The sequence below is a fragment of the Pseudomonas soli genome (assembly GCF_021283165.2).
Classification (GTDB): Bacteria; Pseudomonadota; Gammaproteobacteria; order Pseudomonadales; family Pseudomonadaceae; genus Aquipseudomonas; species Aquipseudomonas soli.
Genome location: NZ_CP128543.1, coordinates 2,909,040 through 2,935,238, shown reverse-complemented (window position 1 = coordinate 2,935,238; position 26,199 = coordinate 2,909,040). Strand labels below are relative to the sequence as shown.

The 26,199-nt window shown below is 65.2% G+C and carries 30 protein-coding genes; 13 read left to right on the top strand and 17 right to left on the bottom strand.

The annotated features are described in order from the left end of the window. Positions 1–43 precede the first annotated feature (43 nt). Positions 44–931: an EamA family transporter RarD gene (gene rarD, locus LU688_RS13515; protein WP_110605738.1), complete on the top strand. Its 888-nt coding sequence runs from the start codon at positions 44–46 to the stop codon at positions 929–931. Here rarD and LU688_RS13510 read toward each other — a convergent pair. Together LU688_RS13510 and LU688_RS13505 are read right to left on the bottom strand one after the other, a co-directional pair. Then, positions 894–2,465: a TerC family protein gene (locus LU688_RS13510; protein ID WP_038706062.1), complete on the bottom strand. Its 1,572-nt coding sequence runs from the start codon at positions 2,463–2,465 to the stop codon at positions 894–896. The genes rarD and LU688_RS13510 overlap by 38 nt on opposite strands. A gap of 184 nt (positions 2,466–2,649) precedes the next feature. Continuing rightward, the gene (locus tag LU688_RS13505; RefSeq protein ID WP_160290701.1) at positions 2,650–3,558 is read right to left on the bottom strand and encodes an NHL repeat-containing protein; all 909 of its coding nucleotides are present in this window, start codon (positions 3,556–3,558) and stop codon (positions 2,650–2,652) included. Between the two features lie 235 nt (positions 3,559–3,793). Here LU688_RS13505 and LU688_RS13500 point away from each other — a divergent pair, with 235 nt between their 5' ends. Beyond that, positions 3,794–4,630 (top strand): bifunctional allantoicase/(S)-ureidoglycine aminohydrolase, encoded by an 837-nt coding sequence (locus LU688_RS13500; protein ID WP_023630973.1) that lies wholly within the window; start codon positions 3,794–3,796, stop codon positions 4,628–4,630. Positions 4,631–4,710: 80 nt separating this feature from the next. Further along, entirely contained in the window at positions 4,711–5,316 is a 606-nt protein-coding gene (locus LU688_RS13495) for an START domain-containing protein (protein WP_038706061.1), read from the top strand. Positions 5,317–5,319: 3 nt separating this feature from the next. On the opposite strand, the gene LU688_RS13490 is transcribed toward LU688_RS13495, so the two are convergent. From LU688_RS13490 to LU688_RS13475, 4 genes are all read right to left on the bottom strand, one after another. Continuing rightward, positions 5,320–6,828, bottom strand: a complete 1,509-nt coding sequence (locus tag LU688_RS13490; protein WP_110605727.1) for an MDR family MFS transporter — start codon at positions 6,826–6,828, stop codon at positions 5,320–5,322. Next, positions 6,818–7,954, bottom strand: coding sequence for an HlyD family secretion protein (locus LU688_RS13485; RefSeq protein WP_038706059.1), 1,137 nt, complete (start codon positions 7,952–7,954; stop codon positions 6,818–6,820). Before LU688_RS13485 ends, LU688_RS13490 begins: the two co-directional genes overlap by 11 nt. Before the next feature lie 121 nt (positions 7,955–8,075). Continuing rightward, the gene (locus LU688_RS13480; RefSeq protein ID WP_104443927.1) at positions 8,076–8,948 is read right to left on the bottom strand and encodes an alpha/beta fold hydrolase; all 873 of its coding nucleotides are present in this window, start codon (positions 8,946–8,948) and stop codon (positions 8,076–8,078) included. An 18-nt stretch (positions 8,949–8,966) separates the two neighbouring features. Next, on the bottom strand, positions 8,967–9,587 hold the full coding sequence (locus LU688_RS13475; RefSeq protein ID WP_104443928.1) for a LysE family translocator: 621 nt from the start codon (positions 9,585–9,587) through the stop codon (positions 8,967–8,969). A gap of 243 nt (positions 9,588–9,830) precedes the next feature. Between LU688_RS13475 and LU688_RS13470 the strand changes: the two genes are divergently transcribed. Next, positions 9,831–10,310: a GNAT family N-acetyltransferase gene (locus LU688_RS13470; RefSeq protein ID WP_023631011.1), complete on the top strand. Its 480-nt coding sequence runs from the start codon at positions 9,831–9,833 to the stop codon at positions 10,308–10,310. Here LU688_RS13470 and LU688_RS13465 read toward each other — a convergent pair. Beyond that, positions 10,292–10,732: a general secretion pathway protein GspC gene (locus LU688_RS13465; protein WP_052062196.1), complete on the bottom strand. Its 441-nt coding sequence runs from the start codon at positions 10,730–10,732 to the stop codon at positions 10,292–10,294. The two genes, LU688_RS13470 and LU688_RS13465, sit on opposite strands and share 19 nt — an antisense overlap. A 116-nt stretch (positions 10,733–10,848) precedes the next feature. Here LU688_RS13465 and LU688_RS13460 point away from each other — a divergent pair, with 116 nt between their 5' ends. Continuing rightward, entirely contained in the window at positions 10,849–11,283 is a 435-nt protein-coding gene (locus tag LU688_RS13460; RefSeq protein WP_094012116.1) for a GspH/FimT family pseudopilin, read from the top strand. Beyond that, positions 11,280–11,873 (top strand): type II secretion system protein GspJ, encoded by a 594-nt coding sequence (locus LU688_RS13455; protein WP_160290702.1) that lies wholly within the window; start codon positions 11,280–11,282, stop codon positions 11,871–11,873. The genes LU688_RS13460 and LU688_RS13455 overlap by 4 nt, the downstream gene beginning before the upstream one ends. Here the strand turns inward: LU688_RS13455 and LU688_RS13450 are convergent. From LU688_RS13450 to LU688_RS13440, 3 genes are read right to left on the bottom strand one after another with little or no spacing between them, the layout of a single operon-like run. Continuing rightward, positions 11,866–12,774: a FecR family protein gene (locus tag LU688_RS13450; RefSeq protein WP_094012114.1), complete on the bottom strand. Its 909-nt coding sequence runs from the start codon at positions 12,772–12,774 to the stop codon at positions 11,866–11,868. The genes LU688_RS13455 and LU688_RS13450 overlap by 8 nt on opposite strands. A 29-nt stretch (positions 12,775–12,803) precedes the next feature. Further along, complete coding sequence (locus LU688_RS13445) at positions 12,804–13,346, bottom strand: RNA polymerase sigma factor (RefSeq protein WP_046855432.1); 543 nt, start codon at positions 13,344–13,346, stop codon at positions 12,804–12,806. Between the two features lie 17 nt (positions 13,347–13,363). Then, positions 13,364–13,987 carry a secretin and TonB N-terminal domain-containing protein gene (locus LU688_RS13440; RefSeq protein WP_232888228.1) on the bottom strand — a complete coding sequence of 208 codons (624 nt, stop codon included), beginning with the start codon at positions 13,985–13,987 and terminating at the stop codon, positions 13,364–13,366. Between the two features lie 160 nt (positions 13,988–14,147). Between LU688_RS13440 and LU688_RS13435 the strand changes: the two genes are divergently transcribed. After that, on the top strand, positions 14,148–14,453 hold the full coding sequence (locus LU688_RS13435; RefSeq protein ID WP_232888229.1) for a hypothetical protein: 306 nt from the start codon (positions 14,148–14,150) through the stop codon (positions 14,451–14,453). A gap of 36 nt (positions 14,454–14,489) precedes the next feature. Here the strand turns inward: LU688_RS13435 and cobF are convergent, their stop codons facing one another. Beyond that, positions 14,490–15,239 (bottom strand): precorrin-6A synthase (deacetylating), encoded by a 750-nt coding sequence (gene cobF / locus LU688_RS13430; RefSeq protein WP_160290704.1) that lies wholly within the window; start codon positions 15,237–15,239, stop codon positions 14,490–14,492. Positions 15,240–15,303: 64 nt separating this feature from the next. After that, a complete protein-coding gene (locus LU688_RS13425; RefSeq protein WP_160290705.1) occupies positions 15,304–16,593 on the bottom strand; it encodes an OprD family porin in 1,290 nt (429 codons plus the stop codon). A gap of 344 nt (positions 16,594–16,937) precedes the next feature. Here LU688_RS13425 and LU688_RS13420 point away from each other — a divergent pair, with 344 nt between their 5' ends. The 3 genes from LU688_RS13420 to LU688_RS13410 all read left to right on the top strand — a co-directional run bounded on the left by LU688_RS13420 (position 16,938) and on the right by LU688_RS13410 (position 18,369). Continuing rightward, positions 16,938–17,294 (top strand): histone-like nucleoid-structuring protein, MvaT/MvaU family, encoded by a 357-nt coding sequence (locus LU688_RS13420; protein WP_031314950.1) that lies wholly within the window; start codon positions 16,938–16,940, stop codon positions 17,292–17,294. Positions 17,295–17,500: 206 nt separating this feature from the next. Further along, positions 17,501–18,028 (top strand): lactoylglutathione lyase, encoded by a 528-nt coding sequence (gloA, locus tag LU688_RS13415; protein ID WP_023630254.1) that lies wholly within the window; start codon positions 17,501–17,503, stop codon positions 18,026–18,028. Between the two features lie 95 nt (positions 18,029–18,123). Further along, the gene (locus LU688_RS13410) at positions 18,124–18,369 is read left to right on the top strand and encodes a hypothetical protein (RefSeq protein ID WP_023630255.1); all 246 of its coding nucleotides are present in this window, start codon (positions 18,124–18,126) and stop codon (positions 18,367–18,369) included. 108 nt (positions 18,370–18,477) lie between these two features. Here LU688_RS13410 and LU688_RS13405 read toward each other — a convergent pair whose 3' ends face one another. Further along, a complete protein-coding gene (locus LU688_RS13405) occupies positions 18,478–19,299 on the bottom strand; it encodes a shikimate 5-dehydrogenase (protein ID WP_160290706.1) in 822 nt (273 codons plus the stop codon). 161 nt (positions 19,300–19,460) lie between these two features. Here LU688_RS13405 and LU688_RS13400 point away from each other — a divergent pair, with 161 nt between their 5' ends. Together LU688_RS13400 and LU688_RS13395 are read left to right on the top strand one after the other, a co-directional pair. After that, complete coding sequence (locus LU688_RS13400; RefSeq protein ID WP_038706052.1) at positions 19,461–19,802, top strand: hypothetical protein; 342 nt, start codon at positions 19,461–19,463, stop codon at positions 19,800–19,802. 101 nt (positions 19,803–19,903) lie between these two features. Then, entirely contained in the window at positions 19,904–20,086 is a 183-nt protein-coding gene (locus tag LU688_RS13395; RefSeq protein ID WP_023632068.1) for a hypothetical protein, read from the top strand. 80 nt (positions 20,087–20,166) lie between these two features. Here the strand turns inward: LU688_RS13395 and LU688_RS13390 are convergent, their stop codons facing one another. Then, the gene (locus LU688_RS13390) at positions 20,167–21,213 is read right to left on the bottom strand and encodes a metal-dependent hydrolase (protein WP_160290707.1); all 1,047 of its coding nucleotides are present in this window, start codon (positions 21,211–21,213) and stop codon (positions 20,167–20,169) included. 24 nt (positions 21,214–21,237) lie between these two features. Beyond that, positions 21,238–22,029: a histidinol-phosphatase gene (hisN, locus tag LU688_RS13385; protein ID WP_160290708.1), complete on the bottom strand. Its 792-nt coding sequence runs from the start codon at positions 22,027–22,029 to the stop codon at positions 21,238–21,240. Positions 22,030–22,252: 223 nt separating this feature from the next. On the opposite strand from hisN, the gene LU688_RS13380 reads away from it, so the two are divergent. Continuing rightward, entirely contained in the window at positions 22,253–22,900 is a 648-nt protein-coding gene (locus LU688_RS13380; protein ID WP_023632066.1) for a helix-turn-helix transcriptional regulator, read from the top strand. Positions 22,901–22,955: 55 nt separating this feature from the next. Here the strand turns inward: LU688_RS13380 and LU688_RS13375 are convergent, their stop codons facing one another. Together LU688_RS13375 and macA are read right to left on the bottom strand one after the other, a co-directional pair. After that, entirely contained in the window at positions 22,956–24,959 is a 2,004-nt protein-coding gene (locus tag LU688_RS13375) for a MacB family efflux pump subunit (RefSeq protein WP_094012108.1), read from the bottom strand. A gap of 2 nt (positions 24,960–24,961) precedes the next feature. Beyond that, entirely contained in the window at positions 24,962–26,116 is a 1,155-nt protein-coding gene (gene macA / locus LU688_RS13370; RefSeq protein WP_160290709.1) for a macrolide transporter subunit MacA, read from the bottom strand. Between the last annotated feature and the right edge of the window lie 83 nt (positions 26,117–26,199).

Here is a 26,199-nt window from a genome sequence, read left to right as displayed (position 1 = left end):
CGCGGCTGATCTACCCGCTCACTTACCCGTTTTCGAGGCATTCGTGTCAAAAGGCATTGTTTCGTCGGTCATGGCGTCCTGTCTGTTCGCCGTGATGTACTTCTATACCTCCTTCCTGAAGCCCCTGGATGGCGAGGAAATCTTCGGCTGGCGGACCCTACTGACTCTGCCCTGCCTGACGCTGTTCATGCTGGCATCCAGGGACTGGCAGCGGGTCGGTGAGCTGTTCGGGCGGGTGCGCCGCACACCATTGCTGTTGCTCGGCATGGTCGGCACATCGTGGTTGATGGGCGTGCAGTTGTGGCTGTTCCTCTGGGCCCCGCTGCACGGGCGCAGCCTGGAGGTATCGATGGGCTACTTCCTGCTGCCGCTGGCCATGGTGCTGACCGGGCGGGTGGTCTATGGCGAACGCCTGTCGCGCCTGCAGAAGGTCGCAGTGAGCTTTGCCGCGCTTGGAGTTGGCCACGAACTTTACCAGCACGGCAGCTTCGCCTGGGAAACCCTGCTGGTGATGATCGGCTACCCGATCTATTTCGTCCTGCGGCGGCGTTGCCGCACCGACCACCTGGGCGGCCTGTGGTGCGACATGTGCCTTCTACTTCCCTGGGCCTTGTATTTCGTCATCCAGGGCCCGCTATCGCCAACCGATCTGGCCGAACATCCAGGGCTGTACGGCCTGATCCCGTTGCTCGGGGCGATCAGCGCCTGCGCCCTGATCGCCTACGTGCTGGCTAGCCGCCTGCTGCCGTTCAGCCTGTTCGGCCTGCTCAGCTACGTCGAGCCGGTGTTGCTGGTCGGCGTGGCCTTGTTACTGGGCGAGACCATCGGCCCCGACCAGTGGCTGACCTACCTGCCGATCTGGGCCGCCGTGCTGGTGCTGGTGCTCGAAGGCTTCAAGCACCTGCTGCGCCAGCGTCGCCGTTCGGTGTAAGGCGCACCTGCCGGACCCGGCGCTCCTCCACCGCCACCACGGTCATGGTCCAGCCATTCCAGGCCAGGTGATCACCCACCACCGGCAAGCGGTCCAGCAGGCTCATGACCAGGCCCGCCAGGGTCTGGTAATCCTCGGTGGCACGGGCGGCAAAACCGGTGCGCGCCTGGACCTGGGCCAGGTTCAAGGCGCCGCTGACAACAAAGCTGCCTGCCTCCTCGATCACCCCCGGTCCTTCCACCTCGCTCGCGTCCGGCAGCTCGCCGGCAATCGACTCGAGAATGTCGGTCATGGTCAACACCCCGGTGAAGTCACCGAACTCGTTGACCACGAAGGCAATGTGCGTCGACTGCCCGCGCATCTGCTCCAGGGCGTTGAGAATGCTGAAGCTTTCCAACAGGTTCAGTGGCGCGCGAGCCAGGGCTTGCAGGTCGGGCTGGCTACCGGACAGCAGTTCCTTGAGGAGCTCTTTCTTGTGCACGAAGCCCAGCGGTTCCTCGATATGGCCGTCACGGATCAGTGGCAGGCGCGAGTATGGCGAATTGACCAATGCCTGGGTAATCGCCTCGGCCGGCTGTGACAGGTCGATGGCATCGACCTTGGCGCGTGCCGTCATCACCGTGCGGATCGGCCGCTCGGCCAGGTTCAGCACACCGCTGATCATCACCCGCTCACGACGGTCGAACACCACCTGTTCTTCGCCACCCTCGACCAGGTCGGCGATTTCCTCGCCCACCTCGTCAGCCTCCACCCGGCGCCCGCCCATCAGGCGCAGCACGGCATGGGCGGTACGCTCACGCAGCGGCCGGTGCTGCTGCACGCTGCGCTTGCGGCGGGCACGGGCCAGCTGGTTGAACAGCTCGATCAGCAACGAGAAGCCGATGGCCGCGTACAGGTAGCCTTTGGGGATATGGAAGCCCAGGCCTTCTGCAGTGAGGCTGAAGCCGATCATCATCAGGAAGCCCAGGCACAGCATGATCACTGTCGGGTGGGCGTTGACGAAACGGGTCAACGGCTTGCTGGCGACGATCATGATGCCGATGGAGAAGATCACCGCGATCATCATCACCGACAGATGCTCGACCATGCCCACGGCCGTGATCACCGCATCCAGAGAGAACACCGCATCCAGCACGACGATCTGCGCCACGATCGGCCAGAACGCGGCATGGCGGGTCACGCCGCCGCTCTGGGCAACATGGCCCTCGAGGCGTTCGTGCAGCTCCATGGTGGCCTTGAACAACAGGAACACACCACCGAACAGCATGATCAGGTCGCGGCCGGAGAAGGTCTTGCCAAACACCTCGATCAGCGGCGCGGTAAGGGTCACCATCCACGAGATGCTGGCCAGCAGGCCAAGGCGCATGATCAGCGCCAGCGACAGGCCGATCACCCGCGCACGGTCGCGCTGGTGTGGCGGCAGCTTGTCGGCAAGGATGGCGATGAACACCAGGTTGTCGATACCCAGCACCAGCTCGAGGACGATAAGCGTCAACAGGCCCAGCCAGGCCGTGGGGTCGGCTAGCCATTCCATTAGCAGGTACTCACTGGGGATGCGTCACGAGGACGGGGGAAGGATGGCCGGGACGGCCAAGGACTGGGGGGCTCCGCGAAGGTGCTCATAGGGACCTTGATAACAATTAGGGACGACGATCCTACTATCGAAGCAGAATTTTCCGATAGCGCAAAACTATTACAAAAGCTGTAAGGGGTATGACTCAGGCTTCAGGCACCCGCGGCGAGGCTTCGGCCTGCGCAGTCTTGGCCTTGGCCGGTGGCGTCAGGCGCAGCACCCGGTCGCGGCCGCCCTCGGCGAGCAGGTATCCGCCCTTGCCATCCGGGACGATGGCCTGCGGCGCCTTCAAGTAGCTGAGAACCGTGCGGCGCGTACCGTCACCATCGATACGCAACAGCCGCGCACGATGGCTCGAATCCTCGCTGATCCACAGCCCGCGCTGGTCGCAGAGCAGGAAGGTCGGGTTGCGCAGACCTTCGATCACCACCGGGTCATCTCCGCCTTCGCTCAGCGCACGAATCTTGCCGGTGGCTTTTTCGGTATACAGCAGGCGCCCGTCGGCGCAACGGGTCAGGCCCTCGGTTTCGGTAAGCCCCGAACGCAACACATCAAGCTCGCCGCTCTGCCAGTCATAACGCATCAACCGGCCATCCCCCTTGCGGTCCTCAATGGCGTAGAGGTGCAGGCCATCGTTATACAACCCCTGCACATTGTTACCGTCGAACAGCTGACTGACCTGGCCATCGCGCGACATGCTGACCGGTGCCCCGCCGACCTCCTGGCTGAACGCCCAGCCACCGTCGACGGCGACCATGCCGTCAGGCTTGGACAAGCCTTCGAGCACTACCATCCGGTCCCCCTCGGCAGTAATGCGCAGGATGCTGCCCTTGCCGCCGTTGAGCTCGCGACTGACCAGCAGGCTGCCGTCGGCCTGAGGCAGCAGCGAAGCGGCCCGGGTCACCGAGTTGTGCAGTACCTGCACGTTCCAGCCCTCGGCGGCCTGCACCGGGTAGAAGGTCTGCCAGGCGAAAAAGCCCAAGGCACAGGCCACCAGGCCCGTGGAGGACGCCAGGGCGAGGCGAACACCGCGTTTGCGTAGCACATGCATCATCAAGTCGGCTCCTGGAAAGTGCGGGCGATGCTAGCAAGGTGATGTGAAAAAAATGTCGACGCCAAGATTTCCAGGCGATTCTCTACACATGTCATTCAAGAAATGGATACCGTGTATTTCAACATTTAATTTGTGGATGACAGCGCTCGCCCCCTATGCTGTCCCGGCATCCCCTGCACGCACCGGCCGGTGTGGTCCAAGGCATGGGGAGAGAACAACAAAGTCGAGACCGTTAATGTCGAAACCTTCCTACTTCGCCCCCCACGGTGGGCACCCGGCTCAGACCGAGCTGCTGACTGACCGTGCCATGTTCACTGAAGCCTATGCCGTGATCCCCAAGGGCGTGATGCGTGACATCGTCACCAGCCACCTGCCGTTCTGGGACAAGATGCGCATGTGGGTAATCGCCCGCCCACTGACCGGTTTCGCCGAGACCTTCTCTCAGTACATCGTCGAAGTCGCCCCCGAAGGCGGCAGCGAGCGTCCTGAACTGGACCCGAACGCCGAAGCGGTGCTGTTCGTGGTCGAAGGCGAGATCGACGTAACCGTCGAAGGCAAGCACCACACCCTCGTGCCGGGCGGCTATGCCTTCCTCGCACCCGGCGCCGACTGGAGCCTGCGCAACAACAGCAAGGCCAACGTCACCTTCCACTGGCTGCGCAAGCACTACCAGAAAGTCGAGGGCCTGCCGGTACCCGAGTCTTTCGTCACCCACCGCGACAATGCCACCGTCATCGAGATGCCGGGCACCGAAGGCGCGTGGAAGACCACCCGTTTCGTCGACATGGCCGACATGCGCCACGACATGCACGTGAACATCGTGACCTTCCAGCCCGGCGGCGTGATCCCGTTCGCCGAGACCCACGTCATGGAACACGGCCTGTACGTCCTGGAAGGCAAGGCGGTGTACCGCCTGAACCAGGACTGGGTCGAGGTCGAGGCCGGTGACTTCATGTGGCTGCGCGCCTTCTGCCCGCAAGCTTGCTACTCCGGCGGCCCGGGCCCGTTCAGCTACCTGCTGTACAAGGACGTCAACCGTCACGTGCACCTGACGCTCAACCCGCAGCGTTGATGACCTTGCAGGAGCGGCAGCCCGCCGCTCCTGCAGTCTTGAGCCATACTGAGCGGACCGCCCCTTCCCGGCCTCCCGCCATGACCTTCCATCGCCCTCTACTTGCCCTGCTGCTCCTGTTGCCGGGCGCGTTGCCGTGGGCAGACGACTGGCAACTCGCGCATCAGGAAGACGGCATCGATGTCTACCTGGCAAGCGTCAACGGTTCGGCCTACCAGCAATTTCGCGGCGTCGCCCGGATCAAGGCTAGCGTCCGTACCCTGAGCGACCTGCAGGAAAACCTGCGCGTGGCCTGCAAATGGCTGTACGCCTGCGCCGACATGCGTCTGCTGGAAGTGGACGGCGATACCACCTGGGTCTACCTGACCACCGCCCTGCCCTGGCCGGCCAAGCCCAGGGACATGGTGCTCAAGGTGCGTACCGAGCGCCTGGACGACGACTCCCTGGTGCGCCACCTGAGCGCCGAGCCCGGGCGGGTGCCGACCGAACCCGGGCTGATCCGTGTGCGCCGGCTCAGCGGCGAATGGATCATGCGCCCCTTGGGCGAGCGCGATACCGAGGTCACCTACCAGCTGCGTGCCGACCCGGCCGGTGATGTGCCGGGTTGGCTGGCCAACCGCTTCGTGGTGGATGCGCCGATGGTCACCCTGCGCACCCTGCGCGCCGTGGCCGAACGCCAGCCGTAAAGCTCACCGGCTGCGCAGCAGCAGCGACGCTGCGGCGCAGGCCAGCAGCGCCACACACGACAGGTAGAACGCATCCGAATAGGCCATCAGGTACGCCTGCTCGCGCACGCTCTGGTCTATCAACGCCAGGGTCTGCATGACCTGCGGCGACTGCGGGTCGACCATGCCACCCGGCAGGCGCTGTTGCAGCGCGCCGTCGAACAGCGTCAGCCCTTCGCCGACCCGCACCGAATGAAAACGCTCGCGCTGCGACACCAGTTGCGTCAGCAACGCCGTGCCCAGCGCGCCGCCGAGGTTGCGCAGCATCGAGATCAGCGCCGAGGCCGAGCCGGCCTGGGCCTTGTCCAGGCCCTTCACCGCGAGCACCGACAGCGCCACCATGATCAACGGCTGGCCGATGCCACGCACCACGGTCGAGGGGATGATCACATTACTGCCCGAGTCCACTGTCAGCGTCGATCCCAGCCAACAGCCCAGGGCCATGATGGCGAAGCCGCTGGCCACCAGCAGCTTGGCGTTGAGCCAGCGCATCAGCCGGGGCAGCAGCGGCGCCAGCAGTAGCTGGACCATGCCGTAGGCGATCAGGCTCTTGCCGATCTCGCTGGCGCTGTAGCCCTGCACCAGCGACAGGTAGTTGGGCACCAGGAACACCAGGCCGAAGGTGGCCGCGCCGAACACCGCCATGGCCAGGCTCGACACGCCGAAGTTGTAGCTGCCCAGCAGCCGCAGGTTGATGAACGGCCGTTCCCCCGACAACTGGCGCTGGATGAACAGGGCCAGGGCGATCACCGCAACGATGCTGAAAGCAACGATGAAGCGCGATTCGAACCAATCCTTGCGCCCCCCTTCCTCCAGCACCACCTGTAATGCCCCCAGCCCCAGCGCCATGGCTGCGATACCCAGCCAGTCGGCCCGGCGCAGGGCGCCACGATCACCGGCCTGGCCCTTGATCGACCAGGCCACCGCCGCCAGCAGCGCCACCCCTGGAGGCAATTGCAGCAGGAAGATCCAGCGCCAGGAATACATGTCGGTGAGCCAGCCTCCGATCGACGGGCCGGCGGCCTGGGCCACACTGTTGGACAGGCTGAACAGCGCCATCCCCAAGGCCAAGCGGCTGGCCGGCAGCTCGGTGATGATCAGTTGCATCGACAACGGGATCAGCACCGCGCCCGAGGCGCCCTGGACCACCCGCAAGGCGATCATCGCCTCCAGGCTGCCGGCCATGGCGCAGCTCACCGAGCTGACCAGGAACACCGCTGAGCCCACCAGCATCACCCGGCGCAGCGAGAACACCTGCACCAGCCAGGCGGTCAGCGGGATCATGCTGATCTCGGCCACCAGGTAGGCGGTGGAGATCCAGGACCCTTCCTCGAAGCTGGCTCCCAGCGCACCCTCGATCTCGGGCAAGGCAGCGCTGGTGACATGCACGTTCATGCCAGCCATGAAGCAGCCGAACAAGCCGCCGATCACCGCCACCCAGGCCCGCAGGGAGACTTTGTCCTCAGCGCTCATGGCGGGCCTGCCGGGTGTCGACGGTAGCGATCACCGACATGCCGGGCAGCAACCGTGGGCTGTCATCGCCCTCTGGGTCGAGTTGGATACGCACCGGGAAGCGCTGGACGATCTTGGTGAAGTTGCCGGTGGCGTTGTCCGGCGGCAGCAAGGCGAACACGGCGCCGGAGCCTGGCGAGACGCTGTCCACGGTGCCGCGCCAGTGTTGGCCGAAGGTATCGACCTCCAGCGTCACCGCCTGGCCGGGACGCATGTGCGCCAGCTGGGTTTCCTTGAAGTTGGCGACCACGTACGCCTGCGCTACCGGCACCACGGCCAGCAACGGCAGGCCGGGGGTGACGTACTGCTGCTGGCGCACCTTGCGCTGGCCTACCACACCATCGAAGGGCGCGCGAATCTCGGTGTCGGCCAGGGCGCTGCGGGCCAGGTCGGCCTCGGCGGCAGCCTGGTCGAGGTCGGCCTGGCGCTGCAGCAACTCGGCCTCCAGCTGCTTGCCCTGCTGCTCCAGCATCGCCTTGCGTGCGTGCTGGCGGGCCAGTTCGGCATCGGCGGCGCGCTGCAGCGCCTGAGACTGGATGCGGGTGGCGCGGGCCTGCTCCATCCGCTGCACACTGACCGCTTGCCATTGCGCCAGGTGCTGGTAACGCTGCCAGTCGGCCTCGGCCCGCTGCGCCTCGCCTCGGCTACCACCGCGTTCGGCATCGGCGCGGGCGATGGCGTGGGTCTGCTCTTCTTGCTCGGCGACGAAAGCGCGCAGGCGCATACGCTGCACCTGCAACGCCGCCTCACTCACCGCCAGGTGCGCCTCGGCCTTGCGCAGGCGGTCGCGAAAATCGCGCGCGTCCAGGCGTACCAGCAGGTCGCCGGCCTTGACCGTGGCGTTGTCCGCCACTGCCACCTCGGCCACGTAGCCACTGACCCGGGCACTGATCGGCGCCCAGTCAGCGCGCACGTAGGCATCGTCGGTCTGCTCCAGGAAACGCCCGTCGAGCCACCAGTAGGCGCCATAGGCCGCCACCAGCAAACCTAGGCCCCCGGCCAGGCCGAAGCGCAACAGGCGCTGGCGGCGCCGGGTACCAATTTGCTCGAGGGTGAGCTGGGGATCTGGGCTGACCGCCTGGTTCATGCTGGGCTCCATCCGGTGGGGGGAGCGCCAGATTACGGAATCTGAGATTGTCGTTCGCTCGCGAACAGACCTTCAATCGTCGCAAAATGGACAGCAGATCAGCCCTGCGAGCGGACCACTTTCAATGCTGCAGGAAAGCGACCACCTGTTCTGTGGCCGTTACCGGATCTTCCTGCATGAAACAGTGTCCCCCCGCTACCTGCTGCGCGCTCACCTGGCCATTGAGCGCCACCAGGCGCTGCACCGAGTGCGGCACGAACGGATAGGTGTGCTCGCCGTACAGGATCCGCGTCGGCGTCTGGATACGGCTCAATTGCTGCCACATGCGCTCAGGGAACGAGCTGAAGATCTCCACCTCGCGGCTGGGCCGGCACTTGAGCACCACTCCCTCCCCGCAATCGCCGATGGCATGTTCCACATAAGCCTGCAAGGCCGCATCGGTCCAGCCCTTGAAGATACCGCGCCCCTGCAGCGAGGCCTGGGCCGCCTCACGGTCGGGCCAATGACTGCGGCGGGTGGCCGCCTTGCGCGCCAGGGCATGCCGGCGATGCAAGCCGACCATGGCGGCGGCCCCCATCACCCCGATCATGCGCCGGCTGAACAGGACCGGATCCAGCAACACCGCACGCTGGAAGAGCTGCGGCTCGGCGGCCAGGATCAAGCCGGTGAGCACGCCGCCGAAACTATGGCCCAAGGCAAAGCGAGGCACGTCGCCGTATTCGCCACGCCCGGCCTCGAAGGCTTCCACCGCCAGTGCTGCGGTGCGGTTCCAGCCAAGGAACACGCCACCATGGTCGCTGTCGCCATGGCCCTGGACATCGCTCAGCCACAGGTCGAAATGTTCACCCAGGCGCATCAGCATGGGCTGGTAGGCCAGGCTGCAGAAGCCGTTGCCATGCAGAAAATGCAACAGCGGCCTGCCGCTGGCGGGGGTTCGCCATCCGCGCAGGGTGAAGCCTTCGGCGCATTCATGGGACCAGGGAATCAACTCCATCGACTGCACTCATCGGCTCTAGGAAAACGCCGATTCTACAAACAGCAGCGGATACAGTGAAATCACCAGCAGCACGGCCATCAGGACATTGAACAGCACCACCGCGCGCGGATTGCGCAGCAGGTTGCGCAAGGCACTGCCGAACATCACCCAGATGCCGACGCTGGGCAGGTTCACCAGGGCGAACACCGTGGCGATGACGATCACGTTGAATACGTAGCCCTGGGCCGGGGTGTAGGTGGTGATCGCCCCGATCGCCATCACCCAGGCCTTCGGGTTGACCCACTGGAACGCCGCGGCACCCCAGAACCCGAGCGGTTTGCGGCTGCCATCGGTGTCGCCGGACATCGGCCCGGAGGTGGCGATCTTCCAGGCCAGGTATAACAGGTAGGCCGCGCCCGCGTAGCGCAGGATGCTGTACAACGGTGGCCAGGCCTTGAACACCTCGCCAAGCCCGAGACCAACCGCCAGCACCATCACCATGAAGCCGACGCTGATGCCCAGCGCGTGGGGAATCGTCCGACGCACGCCGAAGTTGACTCCCGAGGCCAGCAGCATGGTGTTGTTCGGACCGGGGGTGATGGAAGAGACAAAGGCGAACAGGACGAACGCGCTGAGCAGATCGAGCGAGGCAAGCATGGCGGCGGTTTCCGGCTTTTCTGATTATCGAAATGCCACGGTAGCGGAGGCTTGTAGGAAATGACCGGTACAGTTAAGCGAAATTGAATGAATACACATTTCTGTTTCACTCAATTGCGTGCCTCCACGCCATCGTCACAGCAAAGCGCGGCAAATCTTCCGCCAGACACCTGGCGGCCTCCCCTCGTCATACCTGACACTACTGAAGCCTGCGCAACCTATCCCGCACAAGGAAGCCCCATCATGCCCGTGACCATCCGCCCCGCAGTCCTTGCCGACGCTGCCCAGATCCTGGCCTTCATCACCGAGCTGGCCGACTACGAACGCGCCCGTCACGAAGTGGTGGCGACCCTCGCCGACATCAAGCACAGCCTGTTCGACGCAGGCAGCACGGTGCGTAGCCTGATTTGCGAGCGCGACGGCCAGGCCATCGGGTTCGCCGTTTATTTCTACAGCTACTCCACCTGGCTGGGGCGCAACGGTATCTACCTCGAGGATCTCTACGTCACCCCGCAGCAACGCGGTGACGGCGCGGGGCGCAAGCTGCTGCGGCATATCGCCCGCGAAGCTGTCGAAAACGGCTGTGGGCGAATGGAGTGGAGCGTGCTGGACTGGAACGAGCCGGCCATCGGTTTCTACCAGTCTCTGGGCGCCGAGCCGCAGGACGAGTGGATCCGCTATCGTCTCGACGGCGAACGCTTGCGTCAGTTCGCCGAAGGCTGAGGCGCCTCGCCCGGAAACGCCGTCTGGGCCAGTACCGGCACCTCGACGCGGCTGCGCTGGCCGCCGCGCTCGATCACCAGGCCGCGCCTCTCGATAGCCACCAGGCGCACCCCGCGAGCCAGCTCCTCGCCACTGCGCACGGCGCGTGCCGGGCCGCCGTCAAGGCTGACGATGGCCACGGCGCCTTGGCTGCCGGCCATCACCCCGCTGACCTGGATCTGCACCTGCAGGGGAATATCGGCAAACCATCGCCCGGCCGCTGTTTCGGCCACTACCGGGGCGTCGGCAGCCCGGGCCGTGGCCTGTCCCGCCGCTGGCGGCCACAACAGTTGCCCCCAGGTCGCCAGCCCGGCCATGGCGACCAGCAACCCCAGCGCCTGCAACAACAGCCCGAGTGACAAGTTGGGACGAACGATACGCATGGTCACGCGCTCCTTGTGTGCCTGCGCCCAAGCATACCGGGTGATTCTCACGGTTTTGTTTCACACGCCGATCATCTTGCTCGGGCAAGCTGCCTTGCCAGGACAAGGAGCGCGCCGTGAACGGACAACGTGGTTTCACCCTGATAGAACTGATGGTGGTGTTGGTGATCGTCGGTATCGCCAGTGCCGCCATCAGCCTGAACATCCGCCCCGATCCGGGCAAGCAGTTGCGCGCAGACGGCGAGCGCCTGGCGCGCTTGCTGGAGTTGGCGCAAAGCGAAGCCCAGGCCGACGGTCAGCCGCTGCGCTGGCAGAGCGACCGCGACGGCTACCGCTTCGTACGCGCCGATGGCCAGGTGCTGGCGGAGGGACCACTCAAGCCGCGCCGCTGGCAGGCCGAGACAGTGAAGGTGCAGGCCGAACCCCGTGGCGCGGTATGGCTCGATGGCGAGTGGATCGGCGCCCCCCTGACACTGCGCCTGCACAGCGGCACGCTGCGCCTGGAACTGGCGCGCAACGCCGCCGGGCAGGTGCGGGTGAGCCAACCATGACCCGCCAACGCGGTTTAACCTTGATCGAAGTGATGATCGCCATCCTGCTGATGGCGGTGGTCAGCCTGATCGCCTGGCGTGGCCTGGACAGCGTCAGCCGCGCCGACCAGCATCTACGCCAGGCCAGCGATGAGCATCAGGCGGTGATGCGTGTGCTGCAGCAGCTGGAGCGCGACCTGGCCTTGCGTGCCACGGTGGAACTGGCCGAGCCGGTGTTGCCCGGCCACGAGCCGCCGGGCAAGCCCTTGCTGCCCGCCATGCGTGCCCGCGCCGAGCGCCTGGAGCTGGTGCGCGCCGGTGCCGTGGCTGGCAGCGGCCTGCAGCGGGTGCGTTGGTATGTGCGCGGCAGCACCTTGTACCGCGCCGCCGCGCCACTGCGCGAAGGCTTCCCATTGCCCGCGCCGCAAGCCGCGGTGGCGGTGCTGGACAACGTCAGCGCATTCAGCCTGCGCACCTGGCAGGCCAAGGGCGGCTGGCGCTCCCCGGCCAGCGAGGCCGACGACAACCCCGTCGGGCTCGAGGTGCGCCTGAACCGGCGCGGTCCCCAGGGCGAGGAACACTACCGCCAGGTGCTGGGGCCATTCAACTGACCAGCACCACCCCGCCGGGCAGTTCCAGGCAGCGCGCGCCATAGGCGACGCGGATCAGTTCGGCGGCCTGGCGCAACTGATCGAAACTGAACCGCGCCTGCACCCGGCGGCGCCCCAGTGACGGGTTGAGCAGTACCAGGCGCCCGGGGCGGTAGCGGTTGATCTCGTCGATTACCTGGGTCAATGGTGCATCACGGAACACCAGCATGCGCTCGCGCCAGGCCGTCACCTGGCCAATGTCGAAGGCCTCGGGCACGCCGACGCCTTGCGCGCCATAACGTAACTGGCGGCCGGCCGGCAGCGCCTCGAGCCGGCCCTGGGCAAAGATGCGCAGCTCGCCACTCAGGCAGGTGACGCAGACGCCATCGTCGTCCTCGCGCACATTGAATCGAGCCTGTTCGGTACTGATCACCCCCTCCTGCGCCCGCACCTGCATGGGCTGGTGGGCCTGCACTTCGATCTCGCCCGCCAGCAGGGCGATACCCTGTGCCTCGCGGCTGACGCGCGTGCGCACGTTCAGTTCCAGCTTGATCCCTGGCGCCAGCTCCACCCGTTGCTGCTCATCCACCTGGGTGGCGAACGCCGCAGGCGGCGCCATGGCCTCGTCCAGCCAGCCGCCACGCCAGGCAACCACCGCCAGCGACGCGGCCAGCGCCCCGCCCAGGAGTGCCCGACGCCCGAGCTGCGGCGCCGATGGCGCCTGGCTGACCTGTTGCGCCGCAGGCCCGAGCAAACACCAGAGCTGACGCGCCTGGGCGAACGCCTCGGCGTGCGCGGGGCTGCGCGCGCACCACTGGTGCAGGGCCCGGGCATCGGCCTGGGTGGCCTGGCCGGAGGTCAGCCGCAACAGCCAGCCCTGGGCCTGGCGCTGCAAGTCGGGATCGGGCGGAATCTGGGGCATGGTGCTCACATGAAGAGGTCGACTATCGTTCAAGACGGTTTTCCCGCGCCAGGACCGAAGCGCTGAAACACTTTTCTGTCCAGACGCATCGCGCAATGCCCCAGTGCCGCCTTGAGTTCCTTTTCCACGGTGCGTGTGGAGATGCCGAAACGCTGGGAGATTTCCTGGTGCGAGGCCTCCTCCAGCCGCGCGGCAATGAAGATCCGCCGGCGCCGGGCTGGCAACTCGTAGAGCGCGCCCAGCAGGTTCTGGATCTCGCGCTGGCCACCGACGATGCGAGCCGGGTCCTGGTCCTCGGCCACCTGCAGCAGCGTTTCGATCTCGGCGCCAGTGAGCAGCCGGGCATCGGCCTCGCGGCGGTCGGCGGCGACGTTCAAGGCCATGCGGTACAGGTAGGCACCGGGTTTGTGCAGGTCGTGCGCGGCGTCCATGCGATCCACCCGCAGGTAGGTTTCCTGCAGCACGTCGTTGGCCAGGTCATCCGAGCCAAGCCGGCGCCTCAGGCGGACCCTGAAGGTGTCGTAGGAGGTCAGAAACAGCTTGACCAGCGCACTGTCCCGAGGTTTGTTCATGCCGCCACAGCTCCTTGCTAAAGAGGGCAATCCATAGGTTCCGGGCGCAGCAACAGGGTCAGCGGCTGTGCCAGTGAAGTCGGCGGCGCCTGCTCCAGGCGTACCGCCTGCAAGCGCTCGACCAGCGCGGCATCGCGGGCGAAGTCGCCGGTGGAGGCCAACAGCCGGCTCTGCACCAGTTGCCCGCTGGCATCGATCCAGACCTGCATGGCCGCCCGGTAGCTGCCCGGGCGGGTCGACGGCCAAGCGCACAGGGCGCGCTCCACCGCGTGTTGCAATGCCACCGCATAACTGCCCGACGCCGGGCCTTCACTGCGTCCACGCCCGGGCGTTGTGCGCAGGCGCAACGGTTGCAGGGTGAATCCACCGCTGCCGTGACGCGCCTGCAGGCCGGTTCCTTGCAACAAGCGCTGCAAACCCTCGCGCGCCGTGTAGCGGCCGCGCAGCAGGCTGGAGCGCTGGCCGGCGAGCAACGCCTGGTCGACCAGCACCGCCAGGCCACTCTGCCGGCCGAAGGTGTCCAGCGCCCGGTCCAGCGCCTGCGCCGGTATGTCGAAGGTCAGTAACGGCTGGCCACGCGCCCCTGGCGCCGCCACCAGCCAAGCCAGTATCAGCGCGCCGACCACAAGCAATGCACGCACGGGAGATCAGGCCTCCTTGCTGGCCGCCGTCGCCGGGGAAACGTCATCCTGGGGCCTGTGTATGACGCTGTGGTGACAGGCCGCGGCAATCAAAGCTTCACCCCGTCCCATGCCGGCAGCGGATAGACTGGCGCAAGGAATGACTGCACGGAGAAGCATCATGGCCCGACTGTCGCTGATCACTTTGCCCCTGCTGCTGACCTGCGCCCTGCCGGCGCTGGCCGAACCGCCCAAGGGCTGCATCGACGTGCAGGTCGGGCAATCGCGGGCGCTGGCCTACGACTGTCTGACCCGACAGTTGCAAGGGGCCGATCCGCGCGCCGCCAAGGGCCTGCGCGATCAGCTCGACCCGGTCAGGCAGATGCAGCGCAGGGCACCAAACCAGATGGGCTTGGCGACACCGGCGGCGACCTCGACGCGCATGGGCAGCAGCTTTGGCAGTTCGGTGGTGCCACAGCGGCCTTGAAGTGCCTGACAGGCGTTTCGAATCACCTGCCCCGGGTTACTCTTCACGACGCAGCAGATAGGTATCCATGATCCACCCCTTGCGCCGCCGCGCCTCATCGCGCAACTCGAGGATGCGCGCCTTCACCGCCTGCAAGGGCCCGCTCACCAGCAGCTCGTCCGGCGTGCCCAGGTAGGCGCCCCAGTAGATCACCAGTTGCGGATCATCCAGGGCGGCGAACGCGCACTGGCCGTCGAGCATCACCAGCACATTGTCGATCCGCGACTGTTCGCCCAAGCGTCGGCCCGGCAGCACGATCAACGGCTCGCCGATACGATTGAGCGGAATCTGGTGACGGGCGGCCAGCAACTGGATGCTGCTGATGCCGGGAATCACCTGCAAGGCCAGCGCCAGGCCGCGTTCGCGTACCAGGTCGAGAATTCGCAGGGTGCTGTCATACAGCGCCGGCTCGCCCCATAGCAGGAACGCGCCGATATCATCGCTGCCCAGCTCATCCTCGATCAGCCGGGCGTACAACGCGGCGCGCTGGGCATGCCAGTCCTGCACGGCGCCAACATAGTCCGGCGCCTGGCCGTCTCGGCGCGGGTCCTCGACTTGCACCAGACGATAACCGCCCTCGGGCAAGTAGCGCTCCAGGATGGCCCGGCGCAGGTGCACCAGTTCGTCCTTGTCGCTGCCCTTGTCGAGGACGAAAAACACCGTGGCGCGCCGCAGCGCCTCCACCGCCTCGTAGGTGACCTGGCGAGGATCACCCGGTCCGATGCCGATCAGTAGAAGCTGTTTCATCGCCTGCCCTGCCTGGTTGCCGGTGGTCATTGTCGACCGACCACCGGCCGTTTGGCAAAGCGGGTCAGAAGATCGAGAAGTTGTAGCTGACAATGACCCGGGTTTCGTCCATGTCACGCGCCCACTTCTCGTAGTTGCTGCGGTAGGTGGAGTTGCGCAGGCGCACGCTGACGTCCTTGAAGGTGCCGCTCTGCACCTGGTACTTCAGCTCGCTGTCGCGTTCCCATTCCTTGCCTTCGGCGTTGCTGCCGGGGACCTTCACATTGTCGCCATTGATGTAGCGGGTGAAGAAGGTCAGGCCGGGCACGCCCAGGGCCTTGAAATCGTAGTCGTAGCGCACCTGCCAGGAGCGCTCCTGGGCAGCGGCGAAGTCGTTGACCTGGGCATAGTTGACCAGGTAGGGGTTTGTGCCGTCTAGGTACGGCATGGCGCTGTCGCCGTACATGCGCTGCCAGCCGGCGCTTAGCTTGTGCCCACCCAGGCTGTAGCCAAGCATGCCGCTGAAGGCGCGGTGGTCGATGCGCCCGGCACGGGCATTACCGATGTCGTCGCTCTTGATCACCCGCAGGTCCGCCGACAGCGTTCCGACTTCCAGTGGCTGGCTGGCGACCAGCCCGAGGAAGTGCTGGCGGTAGATGTTTTCAAGCTTGGACACCTGGTACTGCGCGCTGACACGGTCGTTGAAGCGGTAGTCGACGCCGGCCAGGTCGAAGTGGTCGGCCTCGATATCGCAGGCATAGCGCTTGTTCTTGCAGTGCACGCGGATGTCCTGGCGGTCGGTGGAGTCCCGTGCGGTGTACTGGTTCAAACGCGCCAGGGTGAACTTCAGGTCGCGAACTTCCTCGGAGGTCAGCCAGGCACCATGGAACATGGTCGGCAGCAGGCGTCCGTCGTTGTACTTGAGCAGCGGCACGTCCGGCATCATCGAACCGTACTTGAATACCGTCCTGGACACCTTCACCTTGCCGGCGACGCCCATCTTGGCGTACTGGTCGGCGGAGTGGCGTGGATCATGCCCGGACGACGGCAATAGCCCGCTATTGCTGTCGGCGGGACTGGAGTCGAGCTTGAAACCGAGCATGCCCAGCGCATCCACGCCGAATCCGACCGGGCCTTGGGTATAGCCGGACTGGACATTGAGAATAAAACCCTGCGCCCACTCTTCGCGCTTCGACGCGCCTTGCTTGGAAGTGGTGTGGCCGTCACGGAAATCTCGGTTGAAATAGACATTGCGTGCTTCGACCTTGGCACTGCTGTCTTCAAGAAAACCGGCGGCCTGGGCGTTGACACCGGCACACAGGAAGAACAAGCCGGCAACTCGGCGCCCGGGGGCGAGGGGGAAAGGGGCAAACATGCGAGGGAACATCCAGAAGAAAGACGAAAAACCATCCGGGCAGTCATCTGCACCGGCACTACGCGAAAGCCGAATACATCTCGACCATCATCGGTAATTTTCCACCAAAGGCTCTAGTCCAGGCCATGGGACGATGGTCTAAGGCCTTGTGCCGGGCCCCGTCGAACACCGCGCGAGAAACCTGCAAAGTTCCCGGCTAATGCATTAAAAGTTTGCTGTTTACCCTCGTGCAGTCGACTACTACACTCACAATCAACGAACAGCTATACCCATCCACGTGGCCGGCGTTTAGTCCAGGTTTATGTTCGTCACGCCAAGCCACGGCACTTACAGGAGTGATGACAGTGTCCAGACTTGCAGAGTTTCGTGCTGCCGAAAAAGCGCTCAAGGAACAAATGGCACAACTGGAAGCGCTAAAAAAGGATGCCGGCCTTAAACGCGAAATCGAATTCGAGCAGAAACTAGTCGGCCTGATGAAGAGCTATGACAAGAGCCTGCGCGATATCATCGCCATTCTCGATCCGAAAGCCGTGACCCGTGCACCGACCGCCGTCAAGCAGCAACGCCGCCCACGGGTCGTGAAGGTGTACGAGAACCCCCACACTGGCGAGTTGATCGAGACCAAAGGCGGCAACCACCGCGGGCTGAAGGCTTGGAAGGAACAGTACGGGGCACAGACGGTGGAAAGTTGGGTGCGCTGATGAAACCTCTACACCCGCTTCACACTTTTTTCACACCCGCAGGCCCAGTATCGAACCAGCTAAAGGACTAGCGACCCCATCACGCGCCCGCACATGCGGGCCTCTAATTCTGGCGCCCCGCACTCGTGCGGGGCGCTTTCATTTGCGCTGCCGGTTGACTTCCGTATCATGGCAAACCTGTTCAAGGCCCTGATTCCGGAGTTCCCATGAGCCTGCACGATCTGCAAACCCTGCCCGGCGTTACCGCCCAACCCGATACCGCCACCGCCCAATTCGTGTTCAACCACACCATGTTGCGGGTGAAGGACATCGAGAAGTCCCTGGATTTCTACACGCGCGTGCTGGGCTTTCGCCTGGTAGACAAGCGCGACTTCCCGGAAGCGGCTTTCAGCCTGTATTTCCTGGCCCTGGTCGACCCGGCGCAGATTCCTGCCGATGACGCCGAGCGTCATCAGTGGATGAAATCGATCCCCGGCGTACTCGAGCTGACCCACAACCACGGCACCGAGAACGACCCCGAGTTCGCCTACCACAATGGCAACACCGACCCACGCGGTTTCGGCCACATCTGCATTTCGGTACCGGACGTACGTGTTGCCTGCGCCCGCTTCGAGGCGCTGGACGTCCCGTTCCAGAAGCGCCTGCAGGATGGCCGCATGAACCACCTGGCCTTCGTCAAGGACCCGGACGGCTACTGGGTCGAGGTCATCCAGCCGACCGAACTCAAGGGCTGATACCCACAGGTGCGCTCGTCGGGCCGGGAACTCCCGGCCCCTCGCTGTGGTATATGGAAGTAACTCCTGTTCCAAGCCACAGCGAGGTAAGGACAATGCAAACCCTTCACTGTGAATACCGCGACCACACCATCACCGCCAGCGTGATGCCCCACCCCGACTCGCCCCTGCCCTATGCTGCAGGCTGCGTGATCACCGACCCTGCCGGCCACAGCAGCAGGCGACTATCGATGCCGATGAAGTTCTTTGCCGACCTGGAGAATGCCCAGCACGTGTCCCTGGCCCATGGCCGGGCGCTGGTTGACCAGCAGCTGGATGACAAGGATCAGCGGGTGTTCTGATAACCCTACGCCAGCAGCCAGCACCCACAGAGATTGCGCTTCGCTCACAGGCGAAGCGAACAGTGTGGGAGCCGGCTTGCCGGCGATACGGCACCCTTCTATACCCAATCAACCTTCACGGGCATACGCCACGGCAGCCGCCACCTGTTCGGCTGTCGGCCGAACCCCGGTGTACAACACGAACTGCTCCAGCGCCTGTAGCGCGATGACGTCGAGACCGGTGATCACCGGTTTGCCCAGCGCCTCGGCGGCGCGGATCAGCGGTGTGCGTGCCGGCAGGGCAACCACATCGAATACCCGCTCGGCCGCCGCGATGGCGGTTTCGCTGAAGGCCAGCTGGTCGGCCTCAGGGCTCCCGGCCATGCCGATCGGCGTGACATTGATCAGCATCGGCGGGCAACGGTCCTGCAGTTCAGGCAGCCAGCGATAGCCGCAGACATCCGCCAATTGCCGCCCGGCCTGCTCGTTACGGGCGACAATGATGCCGTCGCCAAAGCCCGCGTCGCGCAGCGCGCTGGCCACCGCCTTGGCCATGCCACCGCTGCCGCGCAGGGCGAAGCCGGTCGCCGGGTCGATCCGCCGCTCGGCCAGCAGTTGCCGTACGGCCAGGTAGTCGGTGTTGTAGGCCTTCAGATGGCCTGCGGTATTGACCAGGGTGTTCACCGAGTCGATGGCCGCCGCCGAGGGGTCGACCTCGTCCACCAGGGCCAGGCAGGCTTCCTTGTAGGGCATCGATACGCCACAACCGCGAATACCCAGGGCGCGGATGCCGGCCACGGCGGCCGGCAGATCCTGGGTGGTCATGGCCTTGTAGTAATAGTCCAGGCCCAACTGCTGATACAGATGGTTGTGAAAGCGCACGCCGAACGTACCGGGGCGCCCGGCCAGGGAAATGCACAACACGGTGTCCCTGCTCGGTGAATGGCTCATCGCGGTTCCTCTGTCATGGCTGAATCGATTGCGCCAGCGTACCAGACCCTGCCGCCGGTCGCCCCTTACACAACCTTTACCCTTTGCCAGGGCGCAGTTGACCGAGGCTGCGGTCATAGTAGACAGACCCCGAACGTGGGGTTGTCTTGCGAGGTGTCACCATGAAGCGTTTCATCCCCGGAATCGCCCTGCTGGTCGGCGCGCTGGCCATCAGCGGGCAAGCCTCGGCCCATGGTGGCGGCTGGTACGGCCCGGGGCCGGTAATCGGCGCGGCCGTGGTGGGCGCGGTGGTCGGGGCGGCCGTATCGGGCGGCCACGACCGCACCGTCTATGTCGAACGCCAGCCGGCCTACTATCCACCGCCACCGGTCTATGTACAGGCGCCGCCACCGCCGGTGTATTACCAGCCCTACGTGGTCGAGCGCTATGTGCCCGCCCCGCCGCCGGTCTACCGCCGCTATTACGGCCCGCCGCCGGTGTACTACGGCCCGCCGCGCTGGTAAGCGGCATAGTTGATAAAAGCAATGACCACTATCGAGGACATTGATTTCAAACCCCGAAGGCGCCTGGGTAAGGTAGGGCCATGTTCGAGAGGAGATCCACCATGGCCCCGATCCAGATCATGTCCGTTGTCGGCAGCGCAGTCCCCAGCAGCCTGCGCCAACAAGGTCTTTTGGCCTGCTGGTACCTGCTGCGCGACGGTGAAGCCATCAGTGGCCCGTTGACCAGCCGCCGCTGCGCCGAGACCCTGGCCGGCCGCTTGCTCGACCAGACCTTGGTCGCCTGACCCCGAATTTGTTGTGTGTTGCTCCCTAAGCCCTTGTAGCCCGCCACCCGGCGGGCTTTTTTTGCTCGCCGACCAGCCGCCTACAAGTGCCCCGCCCACACGGCAAGTGGCAGTGGCGGTTGCTGGTCGAGGATACGGCGCCAGATCAAGCCCAGCCGCTCGCCATCGAACAGGGAAGCGGCACCGCCACCAACCCAGCCCCTGGGCTGGATCACCGTCCATCGCCCTGCAGCGTCACGCCGGGCCATCTCGAAGCGGAAACTGTAGGTGCCGGGCATGCCCATGCGCAGGTCGGTGACCACCAGCGAGTCACCAATGACGTCGTAGCGCAGCCAGTCGTCGGTGAACCAGCGCAGACGCTCGTACAGCGGTGCGCCCGCAAGAACCTTGGCTACCTGCAGATTGCGCGACTGCTTCAGCATCTCCGGAGGTTCGCGATCGAACCCGCTGCTCACGCCCTCGTAGTAATCGCCGTCTTGGGTTTTCGCCAGCACCCGCCAGATCAGGCTGTTGAAAGCGATGGGCACCGCCCGGACCTCACTGGCCTCGATCCCCTGAGCCTGCAAGGCCAGGTGGAAACGTTGCTCGGCGGCCATGCGCCCGGCAAGGCCAAAACCCAGGTACAGCGTGCTGAATCCCAGTGCCAGGCACAACATCGCGGTCGCCCTGCCCTTCAGGCCCCTGATCGCCGCATAGCCCACCGCCAGCAGCAACGGCACGGTATACACCGGGTCGATGATGAACACCGCCGCCCAGCTCTCCGGCGTCAGGTGCAGGGGCCAGAACAACTGGGTGCCGTAGACGGTAAAGGCATCGAGCACCGGGTGGGTGACCAGCGCCAGCCAGAAGGCCAGGAACAGCCTGCCAGGGGTATAGCCTCGGCCTGGCCAACGCCAGGTGACCAGCCAGGCCAGCAACAGGGCCAGGCCGGTCAGGACGAAGATCGAATGGGAAAAGCCACGGTGGAAGGTCATCTGCGACACCGGATCGGCATAGCGGATCACTACATCCAGGTCGGGCAATGTCCCCAGGGCGGCGCCGTAGATCAGCGAACGGCGGCCCTGGATACGGCCCAGGACGGCGCCTTGCAGGGCGGCGCCGAGCACGGCTTGGGTGATTGAGTCCACGGCAAACGTCTCGTGCAGGGGCTATCAGATGGCGTGACGCAACATCGCCAGTACCTGCGCATGCAACGCCGGATCGCCACACGCCACCACGCAGCCGCCGTCCTGGGCCGAGCCGCCATCCCAGGAGGTGATGATCCCACCCGCGCCTTCGATGATCGGCATCAGCGCCTGCACATCGTACGGCTGCAGGCTGGCCTCGACGATCACATCGACGAATCCGCACGCGAGCATGCAGTAGGCATAGCAATCACCGCCATAGCGCATCAGTCGCGCCTTGCCAGCGACCGCCTCGAACGCCGTCTTGCGCGCCGGGGTGTCGAACATGTCGGGGGTAGTGCACATCAGCGTGGCCGACGCCAGGTCGGCGCAGGCGCGGGTCTTCAGCGGCGTGTCATTGCGCCAGGCGCCGTGCGGGGTGCCGATGAAGCGTTCGCCGGTGAACGGTTGGTTCATTACCCCGAGCACCGGGCGGGTGCCATCGTTGAGGGCGATCAGCGTGCCCCACAGCGGCAGGCCGGTGATGAAGGCGCGGGTGCCATCGATCGGGTCTAGCACCCAGGTCAGCGGGCTGCTGCCCAGTGCCGCGCCCTGCTCTTCACCCAGGATGCCGTGGGTGGGATAGCGGGCCTGGATCAGCGCGCGCATGGCCTCTTCGGCCGCCTTGTCGGCGATGGTCACCGGGTCGTACAGGCGCCCCCCCTTGTCCTCGACATCCAGGCTGGCGCGAAAGTACGGCTGGATCGCCGCCGCGGCGGCATCGGCCAGTTGCTCGGAGAAAGAGCGGAATTCGCCGATCTGTTCAGCGCTCAGGGACATGGGGCGGTCTCGTTGTTGGATGGGATGCGCATCATACCCGAGTCGGGCCTTGACACACCTCTGGCGTCACCCATGATATTGTTATGCCATTATCGCCGCTTCATTTAACCGTCACTGATTCGTTGTACTAGGATAGCTAGCAGCCCAATCGCCCGGCCGACAGTCAAGGATGCTGGTTGCTGGCGCAAGGGCCTCCGTTCCACCGCCTATCATGGATGACACGATGAATTCGCACCTGCTCTTTCCGCAGATCGGCAAAGTCATAGCCAGTACCGGCAGCCGCCATTTCCCCCGGCACCTGCACGACCTGATCCAGACCCACCTGACTATCGATGCCACGCATATCCGCCAACTGCGCATCGACCCGGCTTGCGCCAGCCAGCCAGACGCGACCTTGATCAGCGAGACGGTGTTCAGCGCCGGCGATACGGGTGACGGCTTCGACGATCCGGCGCGCCTGCACCTGGCCCGGCGCAAGGATGGTTTCCGCTACGAAATCACGGTATTGCGGGCCGACACCCGCGCTGGCTTCTCAGCAACCGATCGCAGCCGCCTGGAGGACATTTCGCCCTTGCTGCTGCCCATGCTGGAAAAACACATCAATGCCCTGCAGCCTGCCGCGCCGCTACCCGCGGACCCCGACAGCCTCGAACAGCGCTTTCTCGAGCGTCTGCGTCAGACCGGCATCCGCCTGTCCGAGCGCGAGATGCAGGTGTGCGAAGGTTTGCTGGCCGGGCGCACGGCGCCGCAGCAGGCCGAGCATCTGCGGCTCAAGGTCAATACGGTGGAAAGTTACCTGCGCCGGGCGGCGATCAAGCTGGGCATCAGCGGACGCCACTCGCTGATGCGCTGGATGTATGCCGAAATCTAGTCTCCCGCAGGACACTTGGGAGCGAGCGCCATGCATATAGCGCTCGCCTTCAGGCCTAATCCCGCGCCAATGCCTCGATAGGGTCCAGCCGCGCCGCGTTGCGCGCCGGCACGAAGCCGAACACGATGCCGATCAAGGTCGAGCAGACGAACGCCGTGACCACCGACCCCAGTGAAAACACCATCTCCCACTGCTTGACGAAAAGCGCGAACAGATAGCCGATCCCGTACGACAACCCGATCCCGATTACGCCGCCGATCAGGCAGACCATCACCGCCTCCACCAGGAACTGCTGGCGAATATCCGACTGCCGTGCCCCCACCGCCATGCGGATGCCGATCTCGCGGGTGCGCTCGGTGACCGACACCAGCATGATGTTCATCACCCCGATCCCCCCCACCACCAACGAAATCACTGCGATCAGCGACAGCAGCAAGGTCAGCGAGCGACTGGTCTTCTGCACGGTCTGCATGATGCTGTCGAGGTTGTTGGTGAAGAAATCCTTGGTGCCGTGGCGCTGCAGCATCAGTTTGTTGACCTCCTCCTCCACCCGCTTGCTCGGCATGCCGTCCTTGATCCGCACGCTGATGCTGTCCAGGTGGCGCTGGCCAAGCACACGCCCGGCGGCAGTCTCGTAGGGCATCCACACGTTCAGGGTGTTGCCGGCGACGAAAAGGTTCTTGTTCTCGGCGGTCACGCCGATTACCGTGCACGGCAAGTTGCCGACCAGGATCACCTGCCCGAGCGGGTTGACGCCGTCGCCGAACAGGCGCTTGCGCGTGTTGTGGTCGATCACCACTACCTGGGCCTGGCGCCGGGCATCGTCCGCGCTGAACACGATCCCCGCGGCCAGGGGGATGTTGCGCACCTGGAAGTACTGCTCGCTGACGCCGTTGAGCTGCACGTCGGCGTCGATGTTGCGGTAGCGCACCAGCGAACTCTGGCCGATCACCGGGGTGGCGCTGTCGACATAATAGAGTTCGTTGAGCGCGATCACGTCGGCCGGCACCAGGGTCTCGATGGCCTTGGCCCGACTGTCGCCGAAACTGGTGCCGGAGTAGATGTCGATGGTGTTGCTGCCGATCGCCTGGATATCCTTGAGCACGTAGCCCTTGGCGCCCTCGCCGATGGCCGAGATCGACACCACGGAAGTAATGCCGATGATGATCCCGAGCATGGTCAGCAAGGTGCGCATGCGGTGCGAGACCAGGGCGATCCAGGCCATCTTGAAGGCCTCGCGAAACAACCCGAGGCTGGCCACCAGCCGCCGTGGCGCCTGCTCGCGGGCCGGCGCCGCCTCAGCGATCGGCGCGGGCGGCTCGGCGCCGGTGCACCGGTCACTGACGATCTGCCCATCGCTGACCTCGATGATCCGCTCAGCATGGGCGGCGACCTTGGGGTCGTGGGTCACCAGGATCACCGTGTGCCCGGCGCCGTGCAGTTCCAGCAGGATGTTCATCACTTCCTTGCCGCTGGCGGTATCGAGGGCTCCGGTCGGCTCGTCGGCGAGGATCACCTCGCCGCCGTTCATCAGCGCCCGACAGATACTGACTCGCTGCTGCTGGCCCCCCGACAGCTGGCTGGGCCGGTGCGCCAGGTGTCCGCCCAGGCCCAGGCGGCCCAGCAGCTCCCGCGCCCGGGCATGACGCCCGGCCTGCGCCACGCCGGCGTACACCGCCGGGATCTCGACATTGCGCAGGGCATCCAGGTGCGGCAACAGGTGGTAGCGCTGGAAGATGAAACCGAAGTGGTCACGGCGCAGCGCAGCCAGGGCGTCGTCGTCGAGATCGCGGGTTTCCTTGCCGCTGACCTGGTAGCTGCCGGCGCTGGCGTGGTCCAGGCAACCGAGGATGTTCATCAGCGTCGACTTGCCCGAACCCGAAGCGCCGATGATTGCCACCAGCTCGCCGGCATGGATCTCCAAGTCGATGCCCTTGAGAGCCAGGAACTCGCGGTCGCCCGCCATGAAGCTGCGGCTGACCCCGTCCAGGCGCAGCAGCGGCTGGTCCTCGAGCGCCGACACCGCCCGTGCCGGCGACAGTTCCACGTTCATGTTCATGCTCACGCCCCCGCCTCGCCCGACACCGGCTCGCCGATCACCACGCGGTCACCTTCGGCCAGGCCGTCCTTGACCTGCACCTTGACGTTGTTGTTGATCCCCGCCTGGACCTTGCGCACCTGGGCGAAGCCCTTGCCGTCGAGCACCCGCACCGGGAAGCTGCCGTCGGCATCACGCGGCCCCAGCGCCGCCACCGGCACGGTGAGCACGCCCAGGGCGGTGTCGAGGACGATACGCACCTGGGCGGTCATCGAGATGCGCAGGCGGTGCTCGGGGTTGGGCACCTCGAACAGCGCGTTGTAGAACACCGCGCTGGCCTGCTTGGCGGCGACGCCGCTCTTGTCGCTGCTTTCCAGGTAGTTCTGCGGCGCGGGCTCGGTGCCGCGCAGCTTGGCGTAGTAACGTTTGTCGTCACCGAGGATGGTGAAGTACACCTGCTGGCCGGGGCTGATATGAATCACATCGGCTTCGGACACCTGGGCCTTGATGGTCATGGTGTCGAGGTCGGCGAGCTTGAGGATTACCGGCGCCAGCTGGTTGGAGATCACCGTCTGCCCTTCCTGGGTGACGATACCCACCACATGGCCATCGATCGGCGCGACGATGCGGGTGTAGCCGAGGTTGACCCGCGCCGTATCGATCTGCACCTGGGCGCTCTTGATCTGCGCGTCCAGCGAGCGCAGGTTGGCCTGCTGCACCTCGAATTCGGACTCGGCGTTCTCGAAGTCCTGGCGCGAGATCGACTCGTCGGCCTGGAGCACGTCGTAGCGTTCGTAGACCCGCTTGGCCTGCTTGAGCTTGGCCTGCACCGAGCGCCGCTCGGCCTGCAGCTTCTCGGCGTCGACCTCGGCCTGGCGCAGCGAGTTGCGCGGCACCAGCGGGTCGATTTCGGCCAGCCACTGGCCTTCGGTGACCTTGTCGCCAAGCTTGACCTTGAGCGACTTGAGCTGCCCCGAAACCTGGGCACCGACGTCGACCTGGCGAATACCTTCCAGGGTGCCGGTAGCCAGCACCGCGTTTTCGATATCGCCACGCTCGACCGTGGCGGTGATGTACTGCGGCGGCTTGGCTGGGGCCTGTACCGCGTAGAGCACGATGCCGGCGACCAGGGCCACGGCGACACCGAGGGTGATCTTGCGAAACTTCGTCTTTTCCATGAAACCGTTCTTCCTGAAGCTGATGAGGTCCCGTGGGAGCGGGCTTGCCCCGCGATAACGCCACTCCAAGGTGACGCCATCGC